Origin of the sequence: Ottowia caeni, assembly GCF_050821495.1 — a bacterium.
Taxonomy (GTDB): domain Bacteria; phylum Pseudomonadota; class Gammaproteobacteria; order Burkholderiales; family Burkholderiaceae_C; genus Ottowia; species Ottowia caeni.
Genome location: NZ_CP151080.1, coordinates 3911933 through 3932646, shown reverse-complemented (window position 1 = coordinate 3932646; position 20714 = coordinate 3911933). Strand labels below are relative to the sequence as shown.

The following is a 20714-nucleotide window of genomic DNA, read 5'->3' as shown; positions in this document are numbered from 1 at the left end:
CCATTTTTTAGAGGTCGAGAAAAATGCGTAGATTCTTCCTGGGGTTGCTGGCGGTGCTGCTGTCGCTTGGCGTGGCATCGTGCGGCGGAGGTGGCGGGTATGACGGGGAAACCGGACCCAACAACAGCTTGAGAATGAGCCCGTTGCTGAGTGACGTGGGTTTGTCGGTGGGCTACATTGCCAAGGTGGCGCGCATCACACAGGGTGTTGAGCCGTATTACGTCTTGTCTTCCGATCCATCGGTCAGCGCCCAGTTGCTGGAAGACGGAACCCTGGTGGTGCGGGGCAATGCTCCAGGAACTTCCACCGTCTCGGTTCAGGATTCGAGTGTCAGCCAGAAGTCGATCTCCCTTACCGTTCAGGTGACGGCAAAAGCTTTGTCCACTTCAGTGGGCACTGCGCTGACTCTCGCCGCCAATGAGTCGCGCACCTTCACGGTCACCGGCGGCATGGCGCCTTACACGGTTTCCAGTAGCAATAATTCGATTGTTGCCGTTACCTCTCAAATGGGAGGCGTGATCACAGTCACCGGAAGATCCAACGGAGTTGCAACTCTGCGGATCACCGACGATATCGGCGCTACCCTGGAAGTGACTGTTACGGTTAATGCGCCAGCGTTTAGCGTGAGTCCTGAAACTGCCACAGGCCAAGTAGGCACCGAAATGGTGTTCTCCATCCTCGGCGGCGTTGGGCCATACACAGCGATTTCCTCGGCGCCTGCAGTGGCGACCGTTCAAGTTGCCGGGGATATCGCTCGCGTGCAACTCAGAACCGAAGGCGAGAGTACGCTCACCTTCAGGGACGCGATGGGGCAGAGTGTCAGCGTGACGGTCACCTCAACGCAAACGCTGCCACCATTGAGCCTCGCGCCTACCTCTGGCAGCGGGCAGGTTGGTACAGGTCTGGTGTTCACCGCGATCGGCGGAGCTGGTCCGTTTACTGCCAGATCTTCCAATCCCTCGATCGCTTCAGTCAGCGTGAGTGGCTCGACAATCAATGTTTCGTTGTTGGCAGTGGGCAGCGCTTCCATCATCGTGCTCGATTCGAAGGGTCAGAGTGCAACCGCAACGGTCACGGCCACCGGCGGTGCGGCTCAAGCGCTGACTGCAAGTCCTACTGCGGCTTCTGATGAGGTTGGCCGTACGGTGGTCTTTACCGTGGCCGGAGGCTCCGGTCCGTACACGGCAGTTTCTTCGAGCCCGAGTCGCGCCACCACTAGCGTGAATGGGTCGCTGGTGTCCGTGAATCTGATCAATCTGGGGGCGAGCACCATCACAATCCGAGATGCTCAGGGCCAATCTGTCTCTGTGTCCGTGACTGGTGTTGCACCATCCGCCGGCGGTGGGGTGCTTCCGATCAGCCCGCTCAATCAGACTGTGCTTCACACCAGCACCGCTGGAGTGAACTATTCACTTGGTGGCTTCGGACCTTATGTTCCTCTTTTGTCTGCATCCGATACGGATGTTGCAAGCGCGTCTGTTTCCGGCAATACGCTGACCATCGGCGTCGGAAACAATGGAGCTGGAACTCGTTGTATTCTTCCAGGTACTACGCGTGATATTCAAGTCACCGTGGTTGACAACAGTACCGGAGCAACCGGAATAGCCACTCAGACCATCGCAGGTGTAGGAAGCTGTCCGTGACGCAATGTGCTGCACTGCACGGCTGTATCAAGTGCGTTCGTGCCGCATTCTGAATAGGCGCAATCCTCGATAGAATGTTTGTGCGCTACGCTCTTGTCGGCATGCCCGGCTGTGGAAAATCCACCGTCGGGCGGCAGCTGGCCAAGCGGCTGGGTTTGCCGTTTTTTGATTCCGATACAGTCATTGAGGAACGCATAGGCGGCTCCATCCGGTCTCTATTCGAGACGCAGGGGGAGGCCGCTTTTCGCGACCTGGAAGAGCAAGCCATTGACGACCTGACCCGACAGGGTGCCAGCGTCATCGCCACAGGTGGGGGCGCTGTATTGCGCCAGTCCAATCGAGAGCATTTGAATTCGCGCTGCTTGGTGATTTACTTGCGGGCCTCGCCAGAGCAACTGGTTCGAAGGTTGCGCCAAGACACCAAGCGCCCCTTGCTGCAGGTCGCCAACCCTCTCAAGCGCCTGCAGGCACTTTATTCGGAGCGCGATCCGTTTTACCGCGAGACGGCACACTTCGTGGTGGAAGCCAGAGGGCCTTCCATAGCCATGCTGGTGAACCGGATTGTCATGCAGATCGAGATGGCTCAGTCGGTTCAACCTGGATCCGGCAGTTGACCGCTTGCAATCTCCAAGAAAGCCGAGTGGACACTCAATTTCGATGCTCCGATCACGCTCACCCATTAGGTGAGAGCGCTACGCACCCGATCAGGCCGCCCTCGGGCACGCTGGCGGCGTTGCTCGTTCTTGCAGGCTAGGGGCCTGCCGCGTCCTCACGTCTTGCCAGCGCACCCGATGACGACCTGCTCGGGCGCGTCCAACTGCCGGATCCAGGTTGAATCAGCACAACCGGTGAAGCCAGGCTGAATCGAACGCCCGCAGGCTCTACACTGGAGCCTATGCAAGGAATTTCTTTCGCGCAGCAGGTCACCATTGATCTCGGCGAGCGCAGCTATCCCATTCTCATCGGCAGTGGCTTGCTGGATGACCCCGGCGCTTTTGAAGGCTCAGCCGCCGGTACGCAAGCCCTCATCGTTACCAACACAACGGTAGCCCCACTGTATGCCGAGCGCTTGGAGCGCGTGCTTGCGCGCCGGCACTCTCAGGTTCGCACGCTGGCCTTGCCAGATGGTGAGGAGCATAAGAACTGGGAAACCCTGAATCTCATTTTCGACGCGCTGCTCTCCAGTGGTGCGGATCGTAAAACCACGCTCTACGCGCTGGGCGGTGGCGTGGTCGGCGACATGACGGGCTTCTCGGCAGCCTGCTATATGCGCGGCGTACCTTTTGTGCAAGTGCCCACCACATTGCTGGCGCAGGTCGATTCATCGGTGGGTGGCAAAACGGCCGTCAATCACCCGCTAGGCAAGAACATGATTGGCGCCTTTTATCAGCCGCAGCGTGTCGTATGCGATTTGGATGTGCTCAAGACCTTGCCGCCGCGCGAACTGTCCGCTGGCTTGGCGGAGGTGATCAAATACGGCCCGATTGCCGATATGGAATTCTTTGCCTGGATCGAGAACCACATTGACGCCTTGCGCGAATGCGACACCGAGACCATGGCGTATGCCGTCAAGCGAAGTTGCCAGATCAAGGCCGATGTCGTGGGAACCGATGAGCGCGAGTCCGGTCTGCGCGCCATTCTGAATTTTGGCCACACCTTCGGCCACGCCATTGAGGCCGGCATGGGGTATGGGGCTTGGCTCCATGGAGAGGGCGTTGGCGCGGGCATGGTCATGGCGGCAGAATTGTCGCGAGAATTGGGCTTGGTAGACGCAGCCTTCGTGCAGCGCCTGAAAACGCTCATTCATCGTGCAGGACTGCCCACTCGGGGCGCGACAATCGACGAGGCTGACAACGCTGGCCGTTACTTGCAACTGATGCGGGTGGACAAGAAAGCCGAAGGCGGGGAGATTCGCTTCGTGGTCATTGACGGGCCCGGTCGAGCCGCAGTCCGCAGCGCCCCGGATGCGCTGGTGCGTTCAGTCATTGACCGATGCTGCGCAGCCTGACGGAGGCAGGGGGTGCACTCTGACCCCTCGCTCCTGATGATTGCAAGCGTCCAACTGGATCTAGGTTAAATTGTTCTCGCCAGCTTCTGACCCCGCACGCTCCAGAGGGCGCCGCTACCCACAAGCGCCTGCTCCCACGCGCAGCGAATACCAGCGCGACCGCGATCGCATCGTGCACTCCACGGCGTTTCGGCGGCTTGTCTACAAAACACAAGTTTTTCTTAACCATGAAGGCGACCTTTTTCGCACCCGCCTGACCCACTCGCTGGAGGTGGCTCAACTGGGGCGATCCATTGCTCGGTCATTGAGGTTGAACGAAGATCTGGTGGAGGCCATTGCGCTCGCACACGACCTGGGGCACACGCCCTTTGGTCATGCTGGGCAAGATGCGCTGAACGATTGCATGGCGCAGCACGGCGGTTTTGAGCACAACCTTCAAAGCCTGCGCGTGGTTGATCAACTGGAGCAGCGCTACCCCGAGCATGATGGGCTGAATCTCTCATTTGAGACCCGAGAAGGAATTCTCAAGCACTGCTCGCCAGTGAACGCCCGCAAGCTTGAAGCGGCCGAGCCCGGCGGTGTGGCGCGCCGTTTCCTGGATGGTACGCAGCCCAGCCTGGAGGCGCAACTGTGCAACCTGGCCGACGAAATCGCCTACAACGCCCACGATATTGACGACGGCGTGCGCTCCGGCCTGCTGACGCTGGAGCAGGTGGCGGCCGTGCCGTTATTCGTACGCCATCATGCCGATACCTTGCGCCAATATCCGACGCTGAAAGGCCGGAGGGTACTTTTTGAAGCCATTCGCCGCATGCTCAGCGCGCAAGTCTACGATGTCATCGACGCCACGCAGGCTGCCATTGATCATGCTGGCCCCCACAGTGCCGAGCAAGCGCGTCTTGCTGGTCCTCTCGTGTGCTTCGGCCAGGAAATGCGCGCCCAGTCGGCGGAACTCAAGCGCTTCTTGTTTACCAATCTGTACCGCCACCCGCAGGTGGTAGAGACTACCGACCAAGCCAAGCAGGTAGTACGGGAACTGTTTTCAGCCTACCTGGAGCTCCCGGCAGAGTTGCGTGCCGAGTTTTCCCAACGCCCTGATCGCGAGCGCGCCATTGCAGACTACATCGCCGGCATGACCGATCGGTTCGCGCTGCGTGAACATGAGCGTCTCACAGGCAGAAAGCTCCTGGCATGATCTCGTTCTCTGCGCAAGGCAACGAACGGGCGGGGCTGCACCCAGCCTGGATCGTCATACTGGCCGGCGTCAGTGCAGCGATGCACATCGGAAAGTTGCCCCCGGCGCTGCCGGTCCTGCAGCATGATTTGGGCGTCACCCTCGTGGAATCCGGCTTCCTGCTGTCGCTGGTGCAGCTCGCTTCCATGGCGCTGGGCCTTTTTGTCGGTCTGACCGCAGACGGCATTGGCCTACGACGCTGCATGCTGATGGGGCTCTGGCTGCTTTTTGCTGCAGGCACGGCAGGCGGGTGGGCGGATGACGCGTCTACGCTGTTGGCTCTGCGCGCCATTGAAGGGCTAGGAATTCTGCTGACCACGGTCGCTGCGCCCAGCATGATCCGTCGCGTCGTGGCCCCGCGGCAACTCACGCGCATGATGGGCTTCTGGGGAGCCTTCATGCCGTTTGGTACGGCCATGGCACTGTTGCTCGGCCCCTTGATGATTGCCATGTTGGGGTGGTCTGGGTGGTGGTGGTTTGTGGCCGGGCTCTCGGCGCTCATGGCTTTGTGGGTGCAAGCCAGGCTGCCGCCTGACGAGCGAACTTCCTCGCACGCGTCTGGCCCCTCAGACTGGGCCACGCGCCTGACCCAAACAATAAGATCTCCCGGGCCATGGCTGAGTGCCTTGACCTTCGCAGCTTACTCGGGACAATGGCTCGCGGTGATCGGTTTTCTGCCTTCACTCTACGCTCAGTCGGGTTGGACGGGAGCGGTTGGAGCAGTATTGACCGCATTGGTAGCTGCCGTCAACATCATGGGCAACATTGCCGCCGGCCGGCTCTTGCACCAGGGCTTTGCAGCCCGAACTCTCTTGTGGGCGGGCTTCGGAGCCATGGCTCTCGGCACGTTCCTGGCTTTTGGTTCGTTCACAGAAGGCAGCCCGGTGATACGGTACGTGGGCGCGCTGCTGTTTTCAGTGTTCGGAGGGCTGATACCGGCCACCCTGTTTGGCTTGGCGCCCATCATGGCACCCAATGAACGCACCATCTCCACCACGGTTGGCTGGATGATGCAATGGTCTGCCGCAGGCCAACTGACCGGCCCTCCGGTGGTGGCATGGGTTGCCAGTCAGGCCGGTGGTTGGCAATGGACCTGGGCCGTTACCGGAGCCTCTTGTGTGGCCGGCGCCCTGTTGGCTGCACTAATTGCGCGCCGAATAGGCACAATACAGCGTAAATCCAGGAGCGGCAGTTAGCCTCTCCCCCCATTCCCTCTGGGCGAGCGTGAGGCTTTTTCTTTCCCCTCTCCCTCTGGGAGAGGGTAGGGTGAGGGCACGCACAGCGATTCCTAGAAAAAATCATTCGATTTGCTTCACCCGCTCCACCCCAAGCTGAATTTCGCCGAGCGCCCGCAAAAAACACACCTGACCATGAACACCCAAGAAATCGTCATCACCGACACCCGCCGCTGGCTGGAGCGCGCAGTAATCGGCTTGAACCTGTGTCCCTTCGCCAAGGCGCCGCATGCCAAAGGGCAAATCCACTACGCCGTATCTGACGCCACCGACAGCGACGCTTTGTTGCAAGCGCTGCGCGAAGAACTGCATGCCCTGGCCGAGGCGGATCCCGCAGAGCGCGAAACCACCCTGCTGATAGTTCCCCACGCCTTTGCCGACTTCCTGGAATTCAATGACCTCCTGGACGATGCCGAGGCTATTCTGGAAGAACTCGGGCTGGAAGGTGTGCTCCAGATCGCCTCTTTTCACCCCCGTTTTCAGTTTGCCGACACTGAAGAAGACGACATCACCAACGCCACCAATCGCTCCCCTTACCCCACCCTGCACCTGATCCGTGAGGAAAGCATTGATCGGGCCGTGGAGGCCTTTCCGGAGGCGGAAGCGATTTTCGAGGCCAACATCGCCAAGCTGGAAGAGTTGGGTGCCAGTGGTTGGGAGGCGTTGGGTGTGGGCCCAAGCCCCGAGGGACAGGTCAAACCATGAACTCCACCCAGAAAGAGCGGGCACGCCCAAAGCCCGGCAAGACGGCTGAACACCCCAAGGGGCGCCAGCAAAAAACCGCTGCGTCTAGCGCGGCACCCATCGCCGAACTTCGGCCCGGCCAGTCGGTGGAGCTACTGCAAGAGTTGCATATCCTCACGCGGGAAGGCAAGCTGAATCAGGACTCGCGCCGCAAGCTAAAGCAGGTTGAGCACCTTTTCCAGTTTATCGAGAAGCTTCTAGCCGAACTCAAGCCCCACGGGGAGGAGCTTACGCTGGCAGACCATGGCGCTGGCAAGTCCTACCTGGGGTTCATCGTTTATGACTTGTATTTCAAGCCGCGCGGCAGAGGGCACATTTTCGGCATAGAAACGCGTACTGAATTGGTCGAACGCTCGCGTCAGTTGGCCGAGCGCCTGGGCTTTGACCGCATGCATTTTCTCGCCATGTCGGTGGCGGAGTCGGCCAGTGCCAGTCAACTGCCTGAAAGGGTGGACGTCGTCACTGCCCTGCATGCCTGCGATACCGCGACGGACGACGCCATCGCTTTCGGTTTGGCGAAGCAGGCGCAGGCTATGGTGCTGGTGCCCTGCTGCCAGGCAGAAGTGGCAGCCTGTCTACGCCAATCCAAGGCTCTGCAACTGGCGCGCACCCCGTTGGCGGAGCTGTGGCGCCATCCGCTGCACACACGCGAAATGGGCAGCCAGCTGACCAACGTGCTGCGCTGTCTGTACCTGGAGTCGCAGGGCTATCAGGTAACTGTGACCGAACTGGTCGGCTGGGAGCACAGCATGAAAAATGAGCTGATCATCGCCAAATGGACAGGCCACAAAAAGCGCAGCGCCGCCGAACGCCTGCGCACGCTGCTGGCTGAGTTTGGTCTAGAGGAACTGCTTCTCACAAGATTTTCGGCCCTAACCTGAAGGTTCCCCCTGGGACCGCCGAGCTCCAGCTCGGCACGGCAGCGTTCGGGGAGGGCAGAGTGCCGAGCTGGAGCTCGGCGGTCCCGGGGGAAGGCGTACCTGCAAACGCTGCACTCCCAGTATTGGCAGTATTCCCAGGATTCTTCCGCATTCCCAATCAGGCGCAGCCCGCAGCCCCGTCCTGACTCAGTTCATCAGCATATTGTTCACCACTTGCCGCACTCCCGGCACGCTGCGTGCTATCTGGAGGGCCAGGTCACGCCCGCCAGTGCCGTTCGCAGGTGTGCCAGAGATTGTGACCACCCCCTCACTCTGCACTTCAGCCTTCAGGCCGTGGGCTCCTACCCGGGGGTCTGCGCTCAGTGCCGCCATGACGCGGCGTTCCAGATCTTGCCAGCGGCTCATTCGGGCCGCAGACTGGGGCGACATGGAGCCGGTCGACGGCGAATTCCATCCGTCGTAGCCGCCAGCACAGCCCGTCAGCAAAGTACCGGCGGCAAGGGAAAGGACTCCGACCAGTCGTCCAGTGGATTTGGGAATATTTTTCATGAGTACTCCTGCCAAGGGCGCCGTTGCCCCGTTGAACTCATGATAGCGAAAATGGCAAACGATCTAAAGACTGCGCTCCCCACTTCCTTTCCCTGTCTGGTCATCCTCGCGAAGGCGGGGATCCAGTGCGGCCTGTCCAACGTCGCTGGATCCCCGCTTTCGCGAGGATGACGAAGACGGCGAGGCGCTTGTGGGAAGAAAATAATCATGGGAGCGGATCAATGTCATCCGCTGTTACCTCCACCCCTGCTTGCCAAGCGCACGCCGCTATCGGATAGACGGCCTCTGCCCGCCAGAGCATCGTTCAATGCCCGCCAGATCTTGTCGAGACTGAACCCGTTCGAACCCTGCTGACGCCAACAACTCACGCACCGTAACAGCCTGATCCCAGCCGTGCTCCAGCAGCAGCCAGCCGCCGGGCACCAGGTAATCTGGCGCCTGGGCAATCAGCTGCCGAATATCCGCCAGACCATCCGCTCCGCTCACCAGCGCCCCGTGCGGTTCGTGCGTCAATGCCTGCAGGTGCGGATCGTCTTCCCGGATGTAGGGCGGGTTGCTCAGGATCAGATCAAACTGCTCGCCACCGACCGGGGCAAACCAGCTGCCCTCCAGCAGGCGAAGCGGCAAATTCAGGCGCTGGGCGTTCGAGGCGGCTACAGCCAACGCGTCTGTGCTGCGATCAATCGCGGTCACCTTGGCTGCGGGCCGCTGCTGAGCTAGTGCCAGCGCGATCGCACCACTGCCCGTGCCCAGGTCGATCAAACGCCATCGCGTGGCCCGAGGTTCAGGAGGGCAGAGTTCCAAAGCCCAGTCGACCAGAGTCTCGGTATCATCCCGGGGGTCCAGAACACGGGCATCCACCGCCAGGTCGAGGCCATAAAAAGGCTTGTGCCCGGTCAGGTAGGCCATCGGTTCGCCTTGCAGACGCCGGTGCAGCATCTGTTCAAACCGGCCCGCGGCCTCGGTGGGTACATCGTCACCGTCGTGCGTGACCAGCCATGCCCGGTCGTGCGTGGGGCGTTCCAGCACATGCAAGAGCAGCATTCGCGCTTCCGATAGTGGAAGCCCCAGCCCCTGCGCGTAGTTGAGCGCTTGTGCGAGATTCACGGAGGGGTCAAGGCGCAGACATGCGGTCCACCACATCGCGCACGCCTGGAATCTGACGTGCGGTCTGCACGGCCAGTTCACGCTCAGCGGCAGAGGGCGGCGCGCCACTCAGAATGATCACGCCGCCTTCAAATCCTTCCACTTGAAGGTTCGACCCCGCCAGGCGCGGTTCTGCATTCAGCGCGGCGCGAACGCGTTCAGCCAGTCGTTGGGCGCCTGCCGTGGTTCCGGCCTCCATCGTGGCCGGAATGTTCTCGATGCGCGGCAGCCGAATGTTCTGCGGCGTGGCCCCCCAAGGCGTGCCCCCCGTGCACCCAGCCAGCAGTACCGTGGCACCGCATGCGCAGGCGGTGAGAAATTTAACAGCTCGCATAGTCAGCCTTTCGTCCTGGAAACGGCTTTTAGGTTCATGCATTCACTTCCAGCTCGGCCATTTGCTCAGCCTCACGCTCCGCACGGAGCGCACCAATGACCTCACTCAGATCACCCTCCATGATGTAGGAAAGCTTGTAGAGTGTCAGGTTGATGCGGTGATCAGTCAGTCGTCCTTGAGGGAAATTGTAGGTGCGAATACGGTCGCTGCGGTCGCCTGAACCAATCAGCCCCTTGCGCGTGGCGGCCTCCTTGGCGGCTTTCTCGCTTCGTTCCTTTTCTTGTATGCGCGCCTGCAGTACCTGCAGCGCCTTGGCCTTGTTGGAATGCTGGCTGCGGCCATCCTGGCATTCGGCCACGATCCCCGTGGGCAAGTGAACCACCCGCACGGCAGAATCGGTTTTGTTAATGTGTTGCCCCCCGCACCTGAGGCCCTGAAAGTGTCAATGCGCAGGTCTGCCGGGTTCAGCGTAATGGCTTCTGCTTCATCAGGTTCCGGCATCACCGCCACCGTGGCCGCGCTGGTATGAATGCGGCCCTGCGTTTCCGTGACCGGAACGCGCTGCACCCTGTGCCCGCCGGATTCAAACCGCAGTTGGCCATAGGCGCCAGCGCCCTCCACCTTGATCACGATCTCCTTGTAGCCGCCAATCTCAGCAGGCGACTCGCTCATGATCTCGCAGCGCCATCCTTGTCGTTCAGCGTAGCGCATATACATGCGCGCCAGATCGCCAGCGAAAAGTGCGGATTCGTCTCCGCCCGTCCCCGCCCGAATTTCCACAAAGGCGTTGCGCTCGTCCTGCGGGTCTTTGGGCAGCAACATGCGTTGCAGTTCCGCGTCCAGTTCAGCCAGTTCGGCCTCACTCGCCGCCATTTCTTCCCGAGCCAGGTCGGCCATGTCCGGATCGTCCAGCATGTCTTCCGCTGCCGCCAGATCTGCCTCGCGCTGCTGATACCGCTGCCAGCGGCCAGCCAGGGCCGACACTTCCGTGTGCTCCCTGGAGAGCTTCAGAAATGCCGGCATATCCGACATGATGTCCGGGCGGGAAAGAAGGAAGTCGAGCTCGGAAAGGCGCTCGGCGTAGCGGATCAGTTGTTGGCGGACGAATGCTTGCATGCGGCCGATATTGTCTCCTAGAAAGGCGGGTTCACCACGGGACGCCAGGCACGCCGCCAGCCGGTGCTGACACACGCGTCGAAGCCTTTGATCGTGCCGCCCACACCGGTGAAATAAGCGGTCTCATCGGTGCAGTCCTGCTTTGGCTTCAGCTGCACGTCACCTTCGTTGTGCAGGCCACGTGTGTTGCGCGAAGTTACGTTCCCGCGTGTGAAGCCTCCATCTGGAATGGCCGCAACCGAATAAAGATCTGCGCGGCCATCTGAGTTGATGTCGAAAGAGCGCTTGTTCTTGCCAGTCAGGCTGTCAAGTATGTACATGATGTTGGGCAGGCTACCCGTGGCGGTGCACGATTCAATCGACATGTCCTTGCCTTCCGGCAGGAAGGTCGTGATCTGCACACTGCTGCCCAGGTTCGAGAGGTCGCTAATGGACCGCTCGCCATTGAGCATGGTGCCGGTCATGCTGATCACGCCCAGGTTCAAGAACCAGCCCTTCTTGGTTTTCCAGTCAACCGCGTTCGAGCTGACTTGGTAGAAGGTTCTGCCTGTGCTGTCTTTGCCAGAGCCATCCTTGGCAGAAGCCAAGTCAATGGTTTGCTCTACCAATTGGCTGTTAGTCACGGTTCCGAAGCCAGCCTTGTCGTCAGAGCCGATGGCCGTGGGATCCCACACCCCGTAAATGCCTTGGCGAGTGGCCGGCGTGGCCAGATCGTCTTCGTCCAGCAAAATGCCGGTAGCGACAACCACAATGGCTCCACACTGGCTCGTACTGCTGTACTTGCAGCCTGTGCCGTCTCCGGGGTGTGCCTGCCAGGCGGGGGCACCATAAATCGGTTGGCTGGCGCCACCCGGGGTGGTGAAAACCGGCTTGTCGTAAGACACCGCCAGCTTGCTGGAGCGCAAATCAAAGCGCCACAAGTTTCCGTTGGCGTCGCCGGCATAGGCCGCTGCAATTTTTCGGTCCATGCCCCGAACCGCAACCACCCCACCCAGGCCGCGGTTACGCATGGTGGTGCCGTCATTGTTATAGCTAGCGGGCAAGGGAATGAATTTGACGACCTGTCCGCTGAACGCGTCCACCACATACAGACCAACTTGTTTGGAAGCCCCTCCATAGTGGCCGCTCGGCGTCAGCATGACCCAGCGGCCATTGTCCAGCTGGCCGGCAGTGGGGCTGTTGGTGACATTTGCCAGATCTTTGTAGCTCGGCGCGGACGAATCCACCTCCCACAGGAAGTGATCCTTGGTCGGCACCCGATCGGCGGCATTCAAGGGCGACTCGAGCCCGTAAAGGAAGTTGCCTGCGCGTCCGCCGGTGCCAAACACCAGACTGCGCCACGTGCCACCCGTGGTGGCGGCCGGCGTCTTGGCGCCATCGTCATAGGCATCATGCTCAACCACAGCGCCATCTAGCACATAGCGGAACCGGAATGCTGGGTTGGCCAGGTCGATTTGTGCTCTCATGGCGTTCTTCGGCATGAATGCCGCTACTTCTGCGCCGCCGCGCACCCTGACGCCTCCAACCGTGAGCGCTGTGTCTGACTGCGCGGCGTTAATGACATGAACCTTGCCTGCGTTAGTGGCTGCAAAAATGGTCGCCGGCAAAGTCTTCTTTTTGGAAATAAATGCGTCGTAGAAAGAGCCGCCGTCTACGCTACCATGCTCGGCGTAACCCATGTTAATGCGCCCGCCCACGAAGACGGGGGCGAATTGACCGAGGCGGAAATCGGCTTTTCTCTCATCCTGTAAATGGCGCCACTTGCGTTGGCCAAGCCGTCTGCACCCAGAAGATATCGAATGAAGGTTTCATCCGTCTTTTGCTGGGCATTGGCGTTCAGCAATGAAGTGAAGTCGGCAGGCAGGTCCGCAAGCCTGGTGCTGTAGTTCAGCTCTTTCCGAAGTGTCTGGTTGATCGAGGGGTTGGCGGGGTCGTATCCCGAAAGGGAGAAAAGCTTCCGGTTATTGACGGAAGGCATTCGCTCATTCGCCGACCATACCGGAATAGGGGTGCCGGAGGCGTCATAGTTGCTATAGTTGCCGTTGGCATCCAGCAGGAATGACTTGATGTCCCCGGTGTTGTTAGAGGTGTTGTATTCCGTCGTATATTTCAGTAGATTTTCTAGCGTCTGGAAATCACCGCTGTTGCCAGAAACTGCGACACCAGCATCGTTGCCGGAACCCACCATGCTGCTGAGAGCATTGTCGATGGCGCGGCGCACATCGTCACTGGAGTAAACGCTGTAGGCGCGACCACCGCCGGAAAACCCCGCACGTATGAAGTCGTTGATTCGGAGATCATCGCTGGTGTCCGAAGAGTTTAGGTTCAATGATTTATTGCTGTCGCCCCATTTGGGCAAGGTGGCCGTATTCCCTGCGAGCCAGTCATTGATATATTTATTAATTGAAGACCAAGTGAGTCCGCCCGAAATACCATTGTCCCCAGTAGGCGTCAGACCCCAGCCGATGGTGTAGGTGGTCATGTTTTGCCAAAACGTAGGGTTGTTCTGGCCGGGAATAGAAGGAACATTATTTGGTAAGGCAGAGCTGAAATCTGTATTCCAAAAGTAGTTGGCAGCCAGATCGGCCAACCCGTTAGAGCTGATGGTGCCATCCGTATACGGAACGTATAAACTACGTGCCGCCAGTTTGGTGGTGACGTTCGAACTGTTCCATCCCGTTGCACCACTCGGGTTGTACTGCAGGGCAGTTGAGTTTCCGCCAGGAGATCCGCTGAAATTGGTTGTGCCATTAATACTGGCGTACTTCCTGTCTGCTCCAGCGCTGGTGCCTGAGTTCCATGCGCCGTCAGAAAGAACGATGGTATAGGCGCGGCGGCAGCTTAGATCGGAGTTGGCATTTTCAGCAGCTGTACTTGTGGGGTCGTTCCGCCAAGGGTTGCCAAGCGTGGTTCGATTATCCTTGTTGTAATATTTTCCTGCGAGCTGCAAGGCATTGTGAGATGGCGTTCCACCGTAGGCCTTTACACCATAGAGCCAGCTATAAAAATCTGATTTCCACTTCTGTGTGGATGCAGATTCGTCGCGAAAGTACCGGACCCCTTGATCCACGCGGCTTGAATCCCAGTAGTCGGACGAGTTGGCAGAATTATATTTTCCATAGCCGATACGGAACTTGTTGTCATATCCCTGCATGGCTTGTCCAACCGCAGTTGTAATAGACAAAATCCGGCTCCGATACCACTCATACCAGTTTATAATATTCTGCCGTTCAATGGCAGCGGCGCAGGTGTTGGAATTCTTGCCGCAGTCACTGCGCGAGTGCCCATCTGGTAACGCAATGCTCTCCGAACTTGTATATGTAAGAGCTATTTCTGTGGCTGCTTCGCAACTGGAGTTGTTGCACATGACGTAGCTGAATTTCGCTGTCGCAGGTACATTTTCAGTTGGGTTGTAGGTCGTGTACTTGGGAACATATGCTTCTGTGTCTGTGCTGTTGCAACTATTGGGCCAGCAGTATCCCCCGGTGCTGGCCCTGTAAAAGAAGCCGCCTGACTTTTGATTGTCGACAAACCTGATTGAGTTAGCAAGCTTGGTGCCGTCTGCCGTGACGCGAGAGCTATATGTGACGGCGGGATTATAGTACTGAGGGTTGAATGTGCTCGACCGCATTTGGTACCAGCCGCGCTTATCATTGGGCGTTTCAACTCTGATTCGAATATTTTCTTTCAGGCCATTTCCATGAGACCAGTTGCCGCCGTTGTTCAGGCATCCCCGCGCTGGGCCTGGCCGCCAGTAACTCGTCATTTCAGGCGGTGCTGTGTACCTTGAGGCGCTCCCATACTTGCATATTTCGTAAGTAGTCCAGGTCGAGGTAATGCACTCGTCGCGGCTGACGGTGCTGCTTCCATCTTTGCAGGCATTCTCAAGCACATAACCTTCGGGGTACTCGAACGCCATCGATCCCGAGTTATCTAGCATGAACACCAGGTTCGGTTTCGCACCCGAAACTACACTGAATAAAGGTGCCTGACTGGGTGCGTTGGCTGCAAATGAGGTAGCTACCACACAGAATAAAATTCCAGCGCTGAGCAGTTGACGTGCTTCTCGAAATAATCTTAGAGGAGAGGCGTCTTTACTTGAGTTGTTCAACCACATCGTCAATTCCCCCTGTAGGAAGGTGCCTTTTATTTGGTCTATTTCCAGCAATCCGCCAAGGACTTGCTGCTGCCACTGGGCGGGCTGTAGGCTTTGACGCCCAGGCTGTTCAAGCTGAACTCGCCACAGGCATCGCCAGTCATGCCGCCCGTTGGGGTGGCCCTTACAGTGAAACTGGGTGGGCTATCCTTGGCCAGCACAATGACGTTGTAGTTCGCCGTGCCCGCGGTTGGGGACTGGCGGAGCCCGGAGGGCAGCAAGCTGGCTGCGGGTGTACCAGTTGTCTGCTCGCTCTCTGTGGTGGTGGTGCCCGATGTGGCGGTATAACGGTCGTTCGCGGAATAATACCGTTGCATGAATTGGGCAGCTTCCTGCAACACAGTTTGTGCTTCGCTGCGCTTTGAACGCTTTATATACTCTGAATAACTAGGCAGCGCAATGGCGGCAAGAATACCGATAATGGCGACTACAATCATGACTTCTATCAGAGTAAAACCATGAACTGATTGATTGATAGGGTGCTTTTTCATTTCTACTGAATCTAAGGGGTGCAACGGCCGTGCATGATCTTCAGCTCTTGGTAAGAACCGATTGCATCCAGGACTCTGCACCGTAAGTGATTTTTCCCGTGTCAGAATCAAATTTTGCGTTGTTTGCAAAGCCGCGTGCTGTGATCAAATAACCTATCAGGGGCGGCGTGTTGGTGTTTTGTATTTTCTGGATCATGCACCGAGGTGCCACGGTCAGTGCCGTAGCGTCCGTATCAATGGCTGCACTCTTGTATTTTTTGAAGTAATGGTCGGGCACTACAATCGCGTTGGCGCCCACCCAATTGGCTGCCGTACGCCAGGCCGCATTCGTATCTTGCTCAGAGCTAATGGTGGTGGTAATGACTTTTTCCGTCAAACCCGTGGTGCCATATTCCTCGTAGGGCTTTCCCTCATCTGAAAATAGAACGATCTGTTCGCAAAAGCGCAGTGCGGTCTCGGCGGCTTCTTGTGCCACCTGGGAAGTGCGAACGCCATTAATGCTGCGTTCGGTCTGAGTGGCATTACGTATGGCTACTGTGCCCAACAGTGAGAGAATCACAACCAAAATAAGTGTGATTACAAGCACTACCCCCTGCTCACGCATGAAGGCGGCATCAGGCAGCTGAGTGGGCGGGGTTTTAATTAGCCTATTATTTTGCATGCCATTCTAAAGATTATTAATGAGGGCGATCAAGGAATAATCAGCCGGTTTCTCAATAAAATGGTGGTGGTGTAGGTTCTACGAAGGTGGCCATCTGTGCTCGTGGCGTCCACGTTGTCACAGGTCTTGTAGGTGAGGCCGCCTGGGGGGGTGTCAGGCACCGGAAGGTCGCTGCGCATCAGCAGGCACACCCGGACGCTCAGCACCCGCCCCCAGCGGTCGTCCGTTATATTTGGCTGGGTGCCCGTGGTGGGCAGTGCGTCTATTTCACTGGCCGTCAGATAATTGATGATCTGGTGGCGCATGGGGTCGTAGCTGGAAGCCAGCTCCAGGCTGGGCCTAGAGGCCACGCCATAGCGCAATTGCATTTCCTCCACGTTTGCCAGCAGGGGTTGGATGTCTCCTGTCGGCGGGCTGACCGCACTGTTCTGTATGCCGCGGCAAACCAGGGTAGGCTGGCCACCTGATGATTTGACTGAGTAGCGGTTGTCGGCCAGAGCATATTTTTCGGGGGCTGTCGAAGGGACGGGGCTTACCTGCGACGGCGTGGTTGTGCTGATGCCATTGCCAATGCAATTGGTGGGGGCTGGAGGCGGCCCGATGGTGGGGTAGGTGTTATAAACCGTCGCCTGGTAGCGAACAGCAATGGAGTCGCTGCCTGCACCAGTAGCGCAGGCCAAACTGGCAAAAGCCACTGCATCGTCAGAGAAGCCACCGTCGCAACCTCTGATGGCGATGCCATAAAAATTTCCGGTGACCGTGGCTCCGCTATTGGGAATAATTTGTTCAGAATACCCGGCCTGCTTGATCTGCGCCTGTATCAAGTTCAAGGCGAGTATGCCGTCTTCATTGAGCTGAGTCTCGTATTGAGACACTTGGCTTGCGCGCCCGGCTGATAAATAAACCGCCATGCCCGCCGACAGAATGACGAGCCCGATCGTCAGCGCGATCAGCAGTTCCAACAGGGTAAAGCCGCGGCTGCTACTGCGCACTGGCTGTACGCCAAGCCGGAAGCTTTTGATAGTGCTCGGCACTCTCATAGCGTGATCCTGAAATACATGCACGCCACCGGAGTTTCGCTGGAGCCCTCACTCACCTTGGGAATATTGGCGCCGCTGGGGCAAGCCTGGGTTTGTTTGAAATCTTGCTTCTGTGCAATTTCTGACCAGATGAGCCAAATATCAAGTACCCGTGTGGGTGGTAAACCCGAAATGCCGGGCGGCGCATTGGTCAGTGAGGCTTCAATGTAGGCCGTTCCTCCAGGCAACCGGTTGGCAACGTTAGTCAGCCACTGCGACTGGTCGTATTTGGCGATGGCCGCAGCGCAGGTATTTACGGGGCTGCTGGCATTGGTGGTGTCTACCGTACAAGATTCGGGTGCAGCAGTGGGATCCGAGGTGGCGGCACCTCGTGTGCTGGATGTATAGGCCACTTTATACTCATAATCAGCAAATGCCGTGAGATTGGATCGTGCCCTTTCAGCATAATCACTAACCAAACTCAGGCCAGTGGCATGCGCGCGTGAAATATGGTTGTATTTCATGGAGGCTGATGTCAAGCCTGCCATGCCCAGGAGCGCTATGGCCAAAACCACCATGGCAACCAGTACTTCGATCAAAGTGCCGCCGGTCTCTTGACATCTTGTGTTCTTCAGTGCGTGGATGTGAGGTACGGAATACATATTTTTATATTAATCCGTACAGTCCGCCGAATCCGCTACATAGCGTATGCGGCCGGGTTTGCTGATACAAATACCCCGTTTTGTTTCGTCGCGTCCAACTACATTAATGCGGTTATTATTTGAATTCAGCAGCCCATTGGGTAGAAATACGAATTTTCCTGCGCGGGTGGGAATAATATCTGAAATACCCGTCAGTGCAACCTGGCGCAGCAGTAATTCATCTTTGGGTTCTGTGTCCGGGTTGAAGTTAAAGTTTCCGTCTCGGTCATTGTTGACAAACACAATCCAGCCAGAGGCGAACCCGTTGGTACCCACGGCAGTGAGGCAGGCGTTGCTAGTATTGTTTGCGACGCGGCACATGACCACCGGCCTGACGCGGGCAATGGCTTCCGTGCGCGCGGTACGCAGGCTGCCGGTAAATGCGTTGGTTGCATTGGCTACTTGCCACTGATTGATGAAACGTGACATGGCCGGTGCGGCAACACCAAGCAGAATTGCCAGCACGGCCAAAGTTACCAGCAATTCGATGGCCGTGACCCCTTTCGAATAATGCGGTTCGCGGGTCCGAATTTTCGGTGTGCTCATCGTAGGTGGGAGGAGTAGAAAATCATGAATGGAATTTTTTCCACTCTGAAATTAACTCCGTTCAACCCCTACTCCGGGTGCGCTCGGACAAGCGGTCACATTCGCTTGATAAAAGGAAAAATCTAATTCTCACACGCCCAGGACGTGTGAAATTTTCACAGGGCAGGAGTGTGGTGCGGGCGCGGATGCGGGCCCGGAAATCAAGACCGCAGGAAAAGCCGGGAGATGGCGTCGACTGTTTGAGAGCGTTGGCTGGGGTCGGCGGTGCGCAATTCGGCCATGGCGCCGTGGAGCATCTTTTGGGTCAGGCCGCGGCTGAGTGCCTCCAGCACAGCCTCGACATCTTCCCCCTTGGCAAGGCGTTTGCGGGCACGATCCAGTTCCAGGGCGCGCCACTCGTCGGCTTGGGCGTTGAGTTGGCGAATCACCGGCACCACGCCGCCAGCCGGGTCGCGCTGATCGACCCAGTGCATGAAGCTTTGCACGCCCGCGTCAATAATGGCTTCGGCCTGCGCTACGGCGGCTTGGCGGTTAGCTTGGCCTGTTTGAACCACCTGTGCAAGGTCGTCGACGGTATAGAGATACACGTCATCAAGCGCCTGTACCTCAGGTTCGATGTCGCGCGGCACAGCCAGGTCAACCATGAAAATCGGCCGGTGGCGTCGCTTTTTCAGGGCGCGTTCGACCGCACCCAAACCAATGATCGGCAGCGTGCTGGCGGTGCAGCTGATGACGGCGTCAAATTCGTGCAGGCGCTGGGGGAGGTCGGCCAGGCGCATGACCTCTCCACCTAGCCGGGTGGCCAGCTTTTCGCCGCGCTCAAGGGTGCGGTTTGCAATCGCGATGCCCTGGGGATCTCGGGCTGCGAAGTGAGTGGCCACCAACTCGATCATCTCGCCGGCGCCTACGAACAGAACCCGAATTTTGTGCAGGTCTTCGAACAGGTTGCCGGCCAGACGCACTGCGGCGGCAGCCATGCTGATGCTGTGGGCACCGATCTCAGTGGAGCTTCGTACCTGCTTGGCGATGGAGAAGCTGCGCTGGAAGAGCTGGTTCAGGGTGCTGCCCAGGGCGCCGGCGTTCTCGGCAGCGCGCACAGCGTTTTTCATTTGTCCCAGAATCTGCGCTTCGCCCAGGACCATGGAGTCCAAGCCGCTGGCGACGCGGAAGGCGTGACGGGCTGCCTGCCCGTTTTCGAGCACGTAGGTGTGGTCGCGCAGCGCGTTGGCAGGCACATTGCCGGACTTGGCCAGCCACTCCAGCGTGTGATCGATCTGGACGCGGTCGCTGGCGCAATAAACTTCTGTGCGGTTGCACGTGGAGAGGATGGTGGCCTCTGGGTGGTGGCTGTGCGACTGCCGCAAGCCGGTGAGCGCCGGTGGCAATTGATCGAGCGCGAACGCAAAACGACCGCGCAGATCCAGCGGCGCAGTGTTGTGGTTAAGCCCAAGTGCCCAAACAGCCATAGCCTGTATTATAAAATTTGTAATCGCTTGCTTGCTTAGGGATGCCCTGCATAACCCCCTGCGGTCTGTGGCAGCACGGCCTCGGGCGATCCGCTGCGTTGCTTTTCTTGCCAATAGCTGGGCTATTGGCTGCAAAAAGACGCCTTGCGCCTCATCCCGATCCGCACTACCACCGACTCGCGAGGGTTATGCAGGGCATCCCTAGAAAAAGCAGGCTTGATCAACATCAAGAATATGGATTTCATAGATCTGATTTTGCATTTGGCCGGTTTTCTGGCGCCTGCGCTGTTCGTGGCGCTGGTGGTGGCGTTGGCGGGTGGCATGCTTTTTGGTAAACGAGCTTCCGTACGAGAGTTTTTCCGGCGCTGGTGCAGGCAAGGCGGTGTCAATTTTGCCGTTGGCCTGGCAGTATCGCTCACCGGCTTGTTCGTGACTTCGGCAGACGGGCGGATGCTCACCTATGCCGCACTGGTGGTGGCTGTGGGAACGAGCCAGTTTGTGCTTTCAAGGAAGTCGTGATTTGTGGTTTCGCGGTCAGCCCGATCAAAGTTTTGTTTCTCACGAGCTTCCCAAGCCCCTTGGGGGCGCCCCGCGTTCTGAGGAGAAACAAGAGGGTTTGCTTGTAGGAGCGGCTTCAGAGGCTGTCGTTAAAGTGGTTGGTGCAGCAGTGGCGATTGCCCCCTCTCCTTTCGGGAGAGGGTTGGGGTGAGGGAGCGCGCCCAAAGACAGTCTCAGATCATGCGCCGCTGCCCTCACCCTGGCCCTCTCCCGGAGGGAGAGGGAA

Annotated in this window: 19 protein-coding genes and 1 pseudogene; 8 read left to right on the top strand and 12 right to left on the bottom strand. The window is 58.4% G+C overall.

From position 1 onward, the window contains the following. The first annotated feature begins 23 nt into the window (after positions 1 to 23). The 7 genes from AAAK34_RS18465 to AAAK34_RS18435 all read left to right on the top strand — a co-directional run bounded on the left by AAAK34_RS18465 (position 24) and on the right by AAAK34_RS18435 (position 7745). Positions 24 to 1643: a hypothetical protein gene (locus AAAK34_RS18465; RefSeq protein ID WP_231694765.1), complete on the top strand. Its 1620-nt coding sequence runs from the start codon at positions 24 to 26 to the stop codon at positions 1641 to 1643. A gap of 80 nt (positions 1644 to 1723) precedes the next feature. Further along, complete coding sequence (locus AAAK34_RS18460) at positions 1724 to 2257, top strand: shikimate kinase (protein ID WP_231694851.1); 534 nt, start codon at positions 1724 to 1726, stop codon at positions 2255 to 2257. A 281-nt stretch (positions 2258 to 2538) separates the two neighbouring features. Next, the gene (gene aroB, locus AAAK34_RS18455) at positions 2539 to 3651 is read left to right on the top strand and encodes a 3-dehydroquinate synthase (RefSeq protein WP_231694766.1); all 1113 of its coding nucleotides are present in this window, start codon (positions 2539 to 2541) and stop codon (positions 3649 to 3651) included. Between the two features lie 70 nt (positions 3652 to 3721). Then, a complete protein-coding gene (locus AAAK34_RS18450) occupies positions 3722 to 4846 on the top strand; it encodes a deoxyguanosinetriphosphate triphosphohydrolase (protein WP_231694767.1) in 1125 nt (374 codons plus the stop codon). Beyond that, positions 4843 to 6081, top strand: a complete 1239-nt coding sequence (locus tag AAAK34_RS18445) for an MFS transporter (RefSeq protein ID WP_231694768.1) — start codon at positions 4843 to 4845, stop codon at positions 6079 to 6081. The genes AAAK34_RS18450 and AAAK34_RS18445 overlap by 4 nt, the downstream gene beginning before the upstream one ends. 174 nt (positions 6082 to 6255) lie before the next feature. Next, positions 6256 to 6825, top strand: coding sequence for a DUF1415 domain-containing protein (locus AAAK34_RS18440; RefSeq protein WP_231694769.1), 570 nt, complete (start codon positions 6256 to 6258; stop codon positions 6823 to 6825). Beyond that, positions 6822 to 7745, top strand: a complete 924-nt coding sequence (locus AAAK34_RS18435) for a class I SAM-dependent methyltransferase (RefSeq protein ID WP_231694770.1) — start codon at positions 6822 to 6824, stop codon at positions 7743 to 7745. The genes AAAK34_RS18440 and AAAK34_RS18435 overlap by 4 nt, the downstream gene beginning before the upstream one ends. Before the next feature lie 186 nt (positions 7746 to 7931). On the opposite strand, the gene AAAK34_RS18430 is transcribed toward AAAK34_RS18435, so the two are convergent. From AAAK34_RS18430 to hemA, 12 genes and pseudogenes are all read right to left on the bottom strand, one after another. Then, the gene (locus tag AAAK34_RS18430; protein WP_231694771.1) at positions 7932 to 8294 is read right to left on the bottom strand and encodes a BON domain-containing protein; all 363 of its coding nucleotides are present in this window, start codon (positions 8292 to 8294) and stop codon (positions 7932 to 7934) included. Positions 8295 to 8561: 267 nt separating this feature from the next. Next, positions 8562 to 9437: a peptide chain release factor N(5)-glutamine methyltransferase gene (prmC, locus tag AAAK34_RS18425; RefSeq protein WP_231694772.1), complete on the bottom strand. Its 876-nt coding sequence runs from the start codon at positions 9435 to 9437 to the stop codon at positions 8562 to 8564. After that, positions 9409 to 9774: a BON domain-containing protein gene (locus tag AAAK34_RS18420; protein ID WP_231694773.1), complete on the bottom strand. Its 366-nt coding sequence runs from the start codon at positions 9772 to 9774 to the stop codon at positions 9409 to 9411. Before AAAK34_RS18420 ends, prmC begins: the two co-directional genes overlap by 29 nt. Before the next feature lie 34 nt (positions 9775 to 9808). Continuing rightward, positions 9809 to 10890, bottom strand: a pseudogene (gene prfA / locus AAAK34_RS18415) (peptide chain release factor 1). A 17-nt stretch (positions 10891 to 10907) separates the two neighbouring features. Continuing rightward, positions 10908 to 12587 (bottom strand): pilus assembly protein, encoded by a 1680-nt coding sequence (locus tag AAAK34_RS18410; protein WP_431777551.1) that lies wholly within the window; start codon positions 12585 to 12587, stop codon positions 10908 to 10910. Continuing rightward, complete coding sequence (locus AAAK34_RS18405) at positions 12542 to 15007, bottom strand: hypothetical protein (protein ID WP_431777550.1); 2466 nt, start codon at positions 15005 to 15007, stop codon at positions 12542 to 12544. The genes AAAK34_RS18410 and AAAK34_RS18405 overlap by 46 nt, the downstream gene beginning before the upstream one ends. Positions 15008 to 15045: 38 nt before the next feature. Beyond that, a complete protein-coding gene (locus tag AAAK34_RS18400; RefSeq protein ID WP_431777549.1) occupies positions 15046 to 15537 on the bottom strand; it encodes a type IV pilin protein in 492 nt (163 codons plus the stop codon). A 40-nt stretch (positions 15538 to 15577) separates the two neighbouring features. After that, positions 15578 to 16198: a PilX N-terminal domain-containing pilus assembly protein gene (locus AAAK34_RS18395; protein WP_231694776.1), complete on the bottom strand. Its 621-nt coding sequence runs from the start codon at positions 16196 to 16198 to the stop codon at positions 15578 to 15580. A 29-nt stretch (positions 16199 to 16227) separates the two neighbouring features. Continuing rightward, positions 16228 to 17238: a PilW family protein gene (locus AAAK34_RS18390; RefSeq protein WP_431777548.1), complete on the bottom strand. Its 1011-nt coding sequence runs from the start codon at positions 17236 to 17238 to the stop codon at positions 16228 to 16230. Further along, on the bottom strand, positions 17235 to 17879 hold the full coding sequence (gene pilV / locus AAAK34_RS18385) for a type IV pilus modification protein PilV (RefSeq protein ID WP_431777547.1): 645 nt from the start codon (positions 17877 to 17879) through the stop codon (positions 17235 to 17237). The genes AAAK34_RS18390 and pilV overlap by 4 nt, the downstream gene beginning before the upstream one ends. A gap of 9 nt (positions 17880 to 17888) precedes the next feature. Continuing rightward, a complete protein-coding gene (locus AAAK34_RS18380) occupies positions 17889 to 18464 on the bottom strand; it encodes a GspH/FimT family pseudopilin (RefSeq protein ID WP_231694779.1) in 576 nt (191 codons plus the stop codon). Positions 18465 to 18664: 200 nt separating this feature from the next. After that, on the bottom strand, positions 18665 to 19930 hold the full coding sequence (hemA, locus tag AAAK34_RS18375) for a glutamyl-tRNA reductase (RefSeq protein WP_231694780.1): 1266 nt from the start codon (positions 19928 to 19930) through the stop codon (positions 18665 to 18667). A 216-nt stretch (positions 19931 to 20146) separates the two neighbouring features. Between hemA and AAAK34_RS18370 the strand changes: the two genes are divergently transcribed. After that, a complete protein-coding gene (locus tag AAAK34_RS18370) occupies positions 20147 to 20449 on the top strand; it encodes a hypothetical protein (RefSeq protein ID WP_231694781.1) in 303 nt (100 codons plus the stop codon). Positions 20450 to 20714 lie beyond the last annotated feature (265 nt).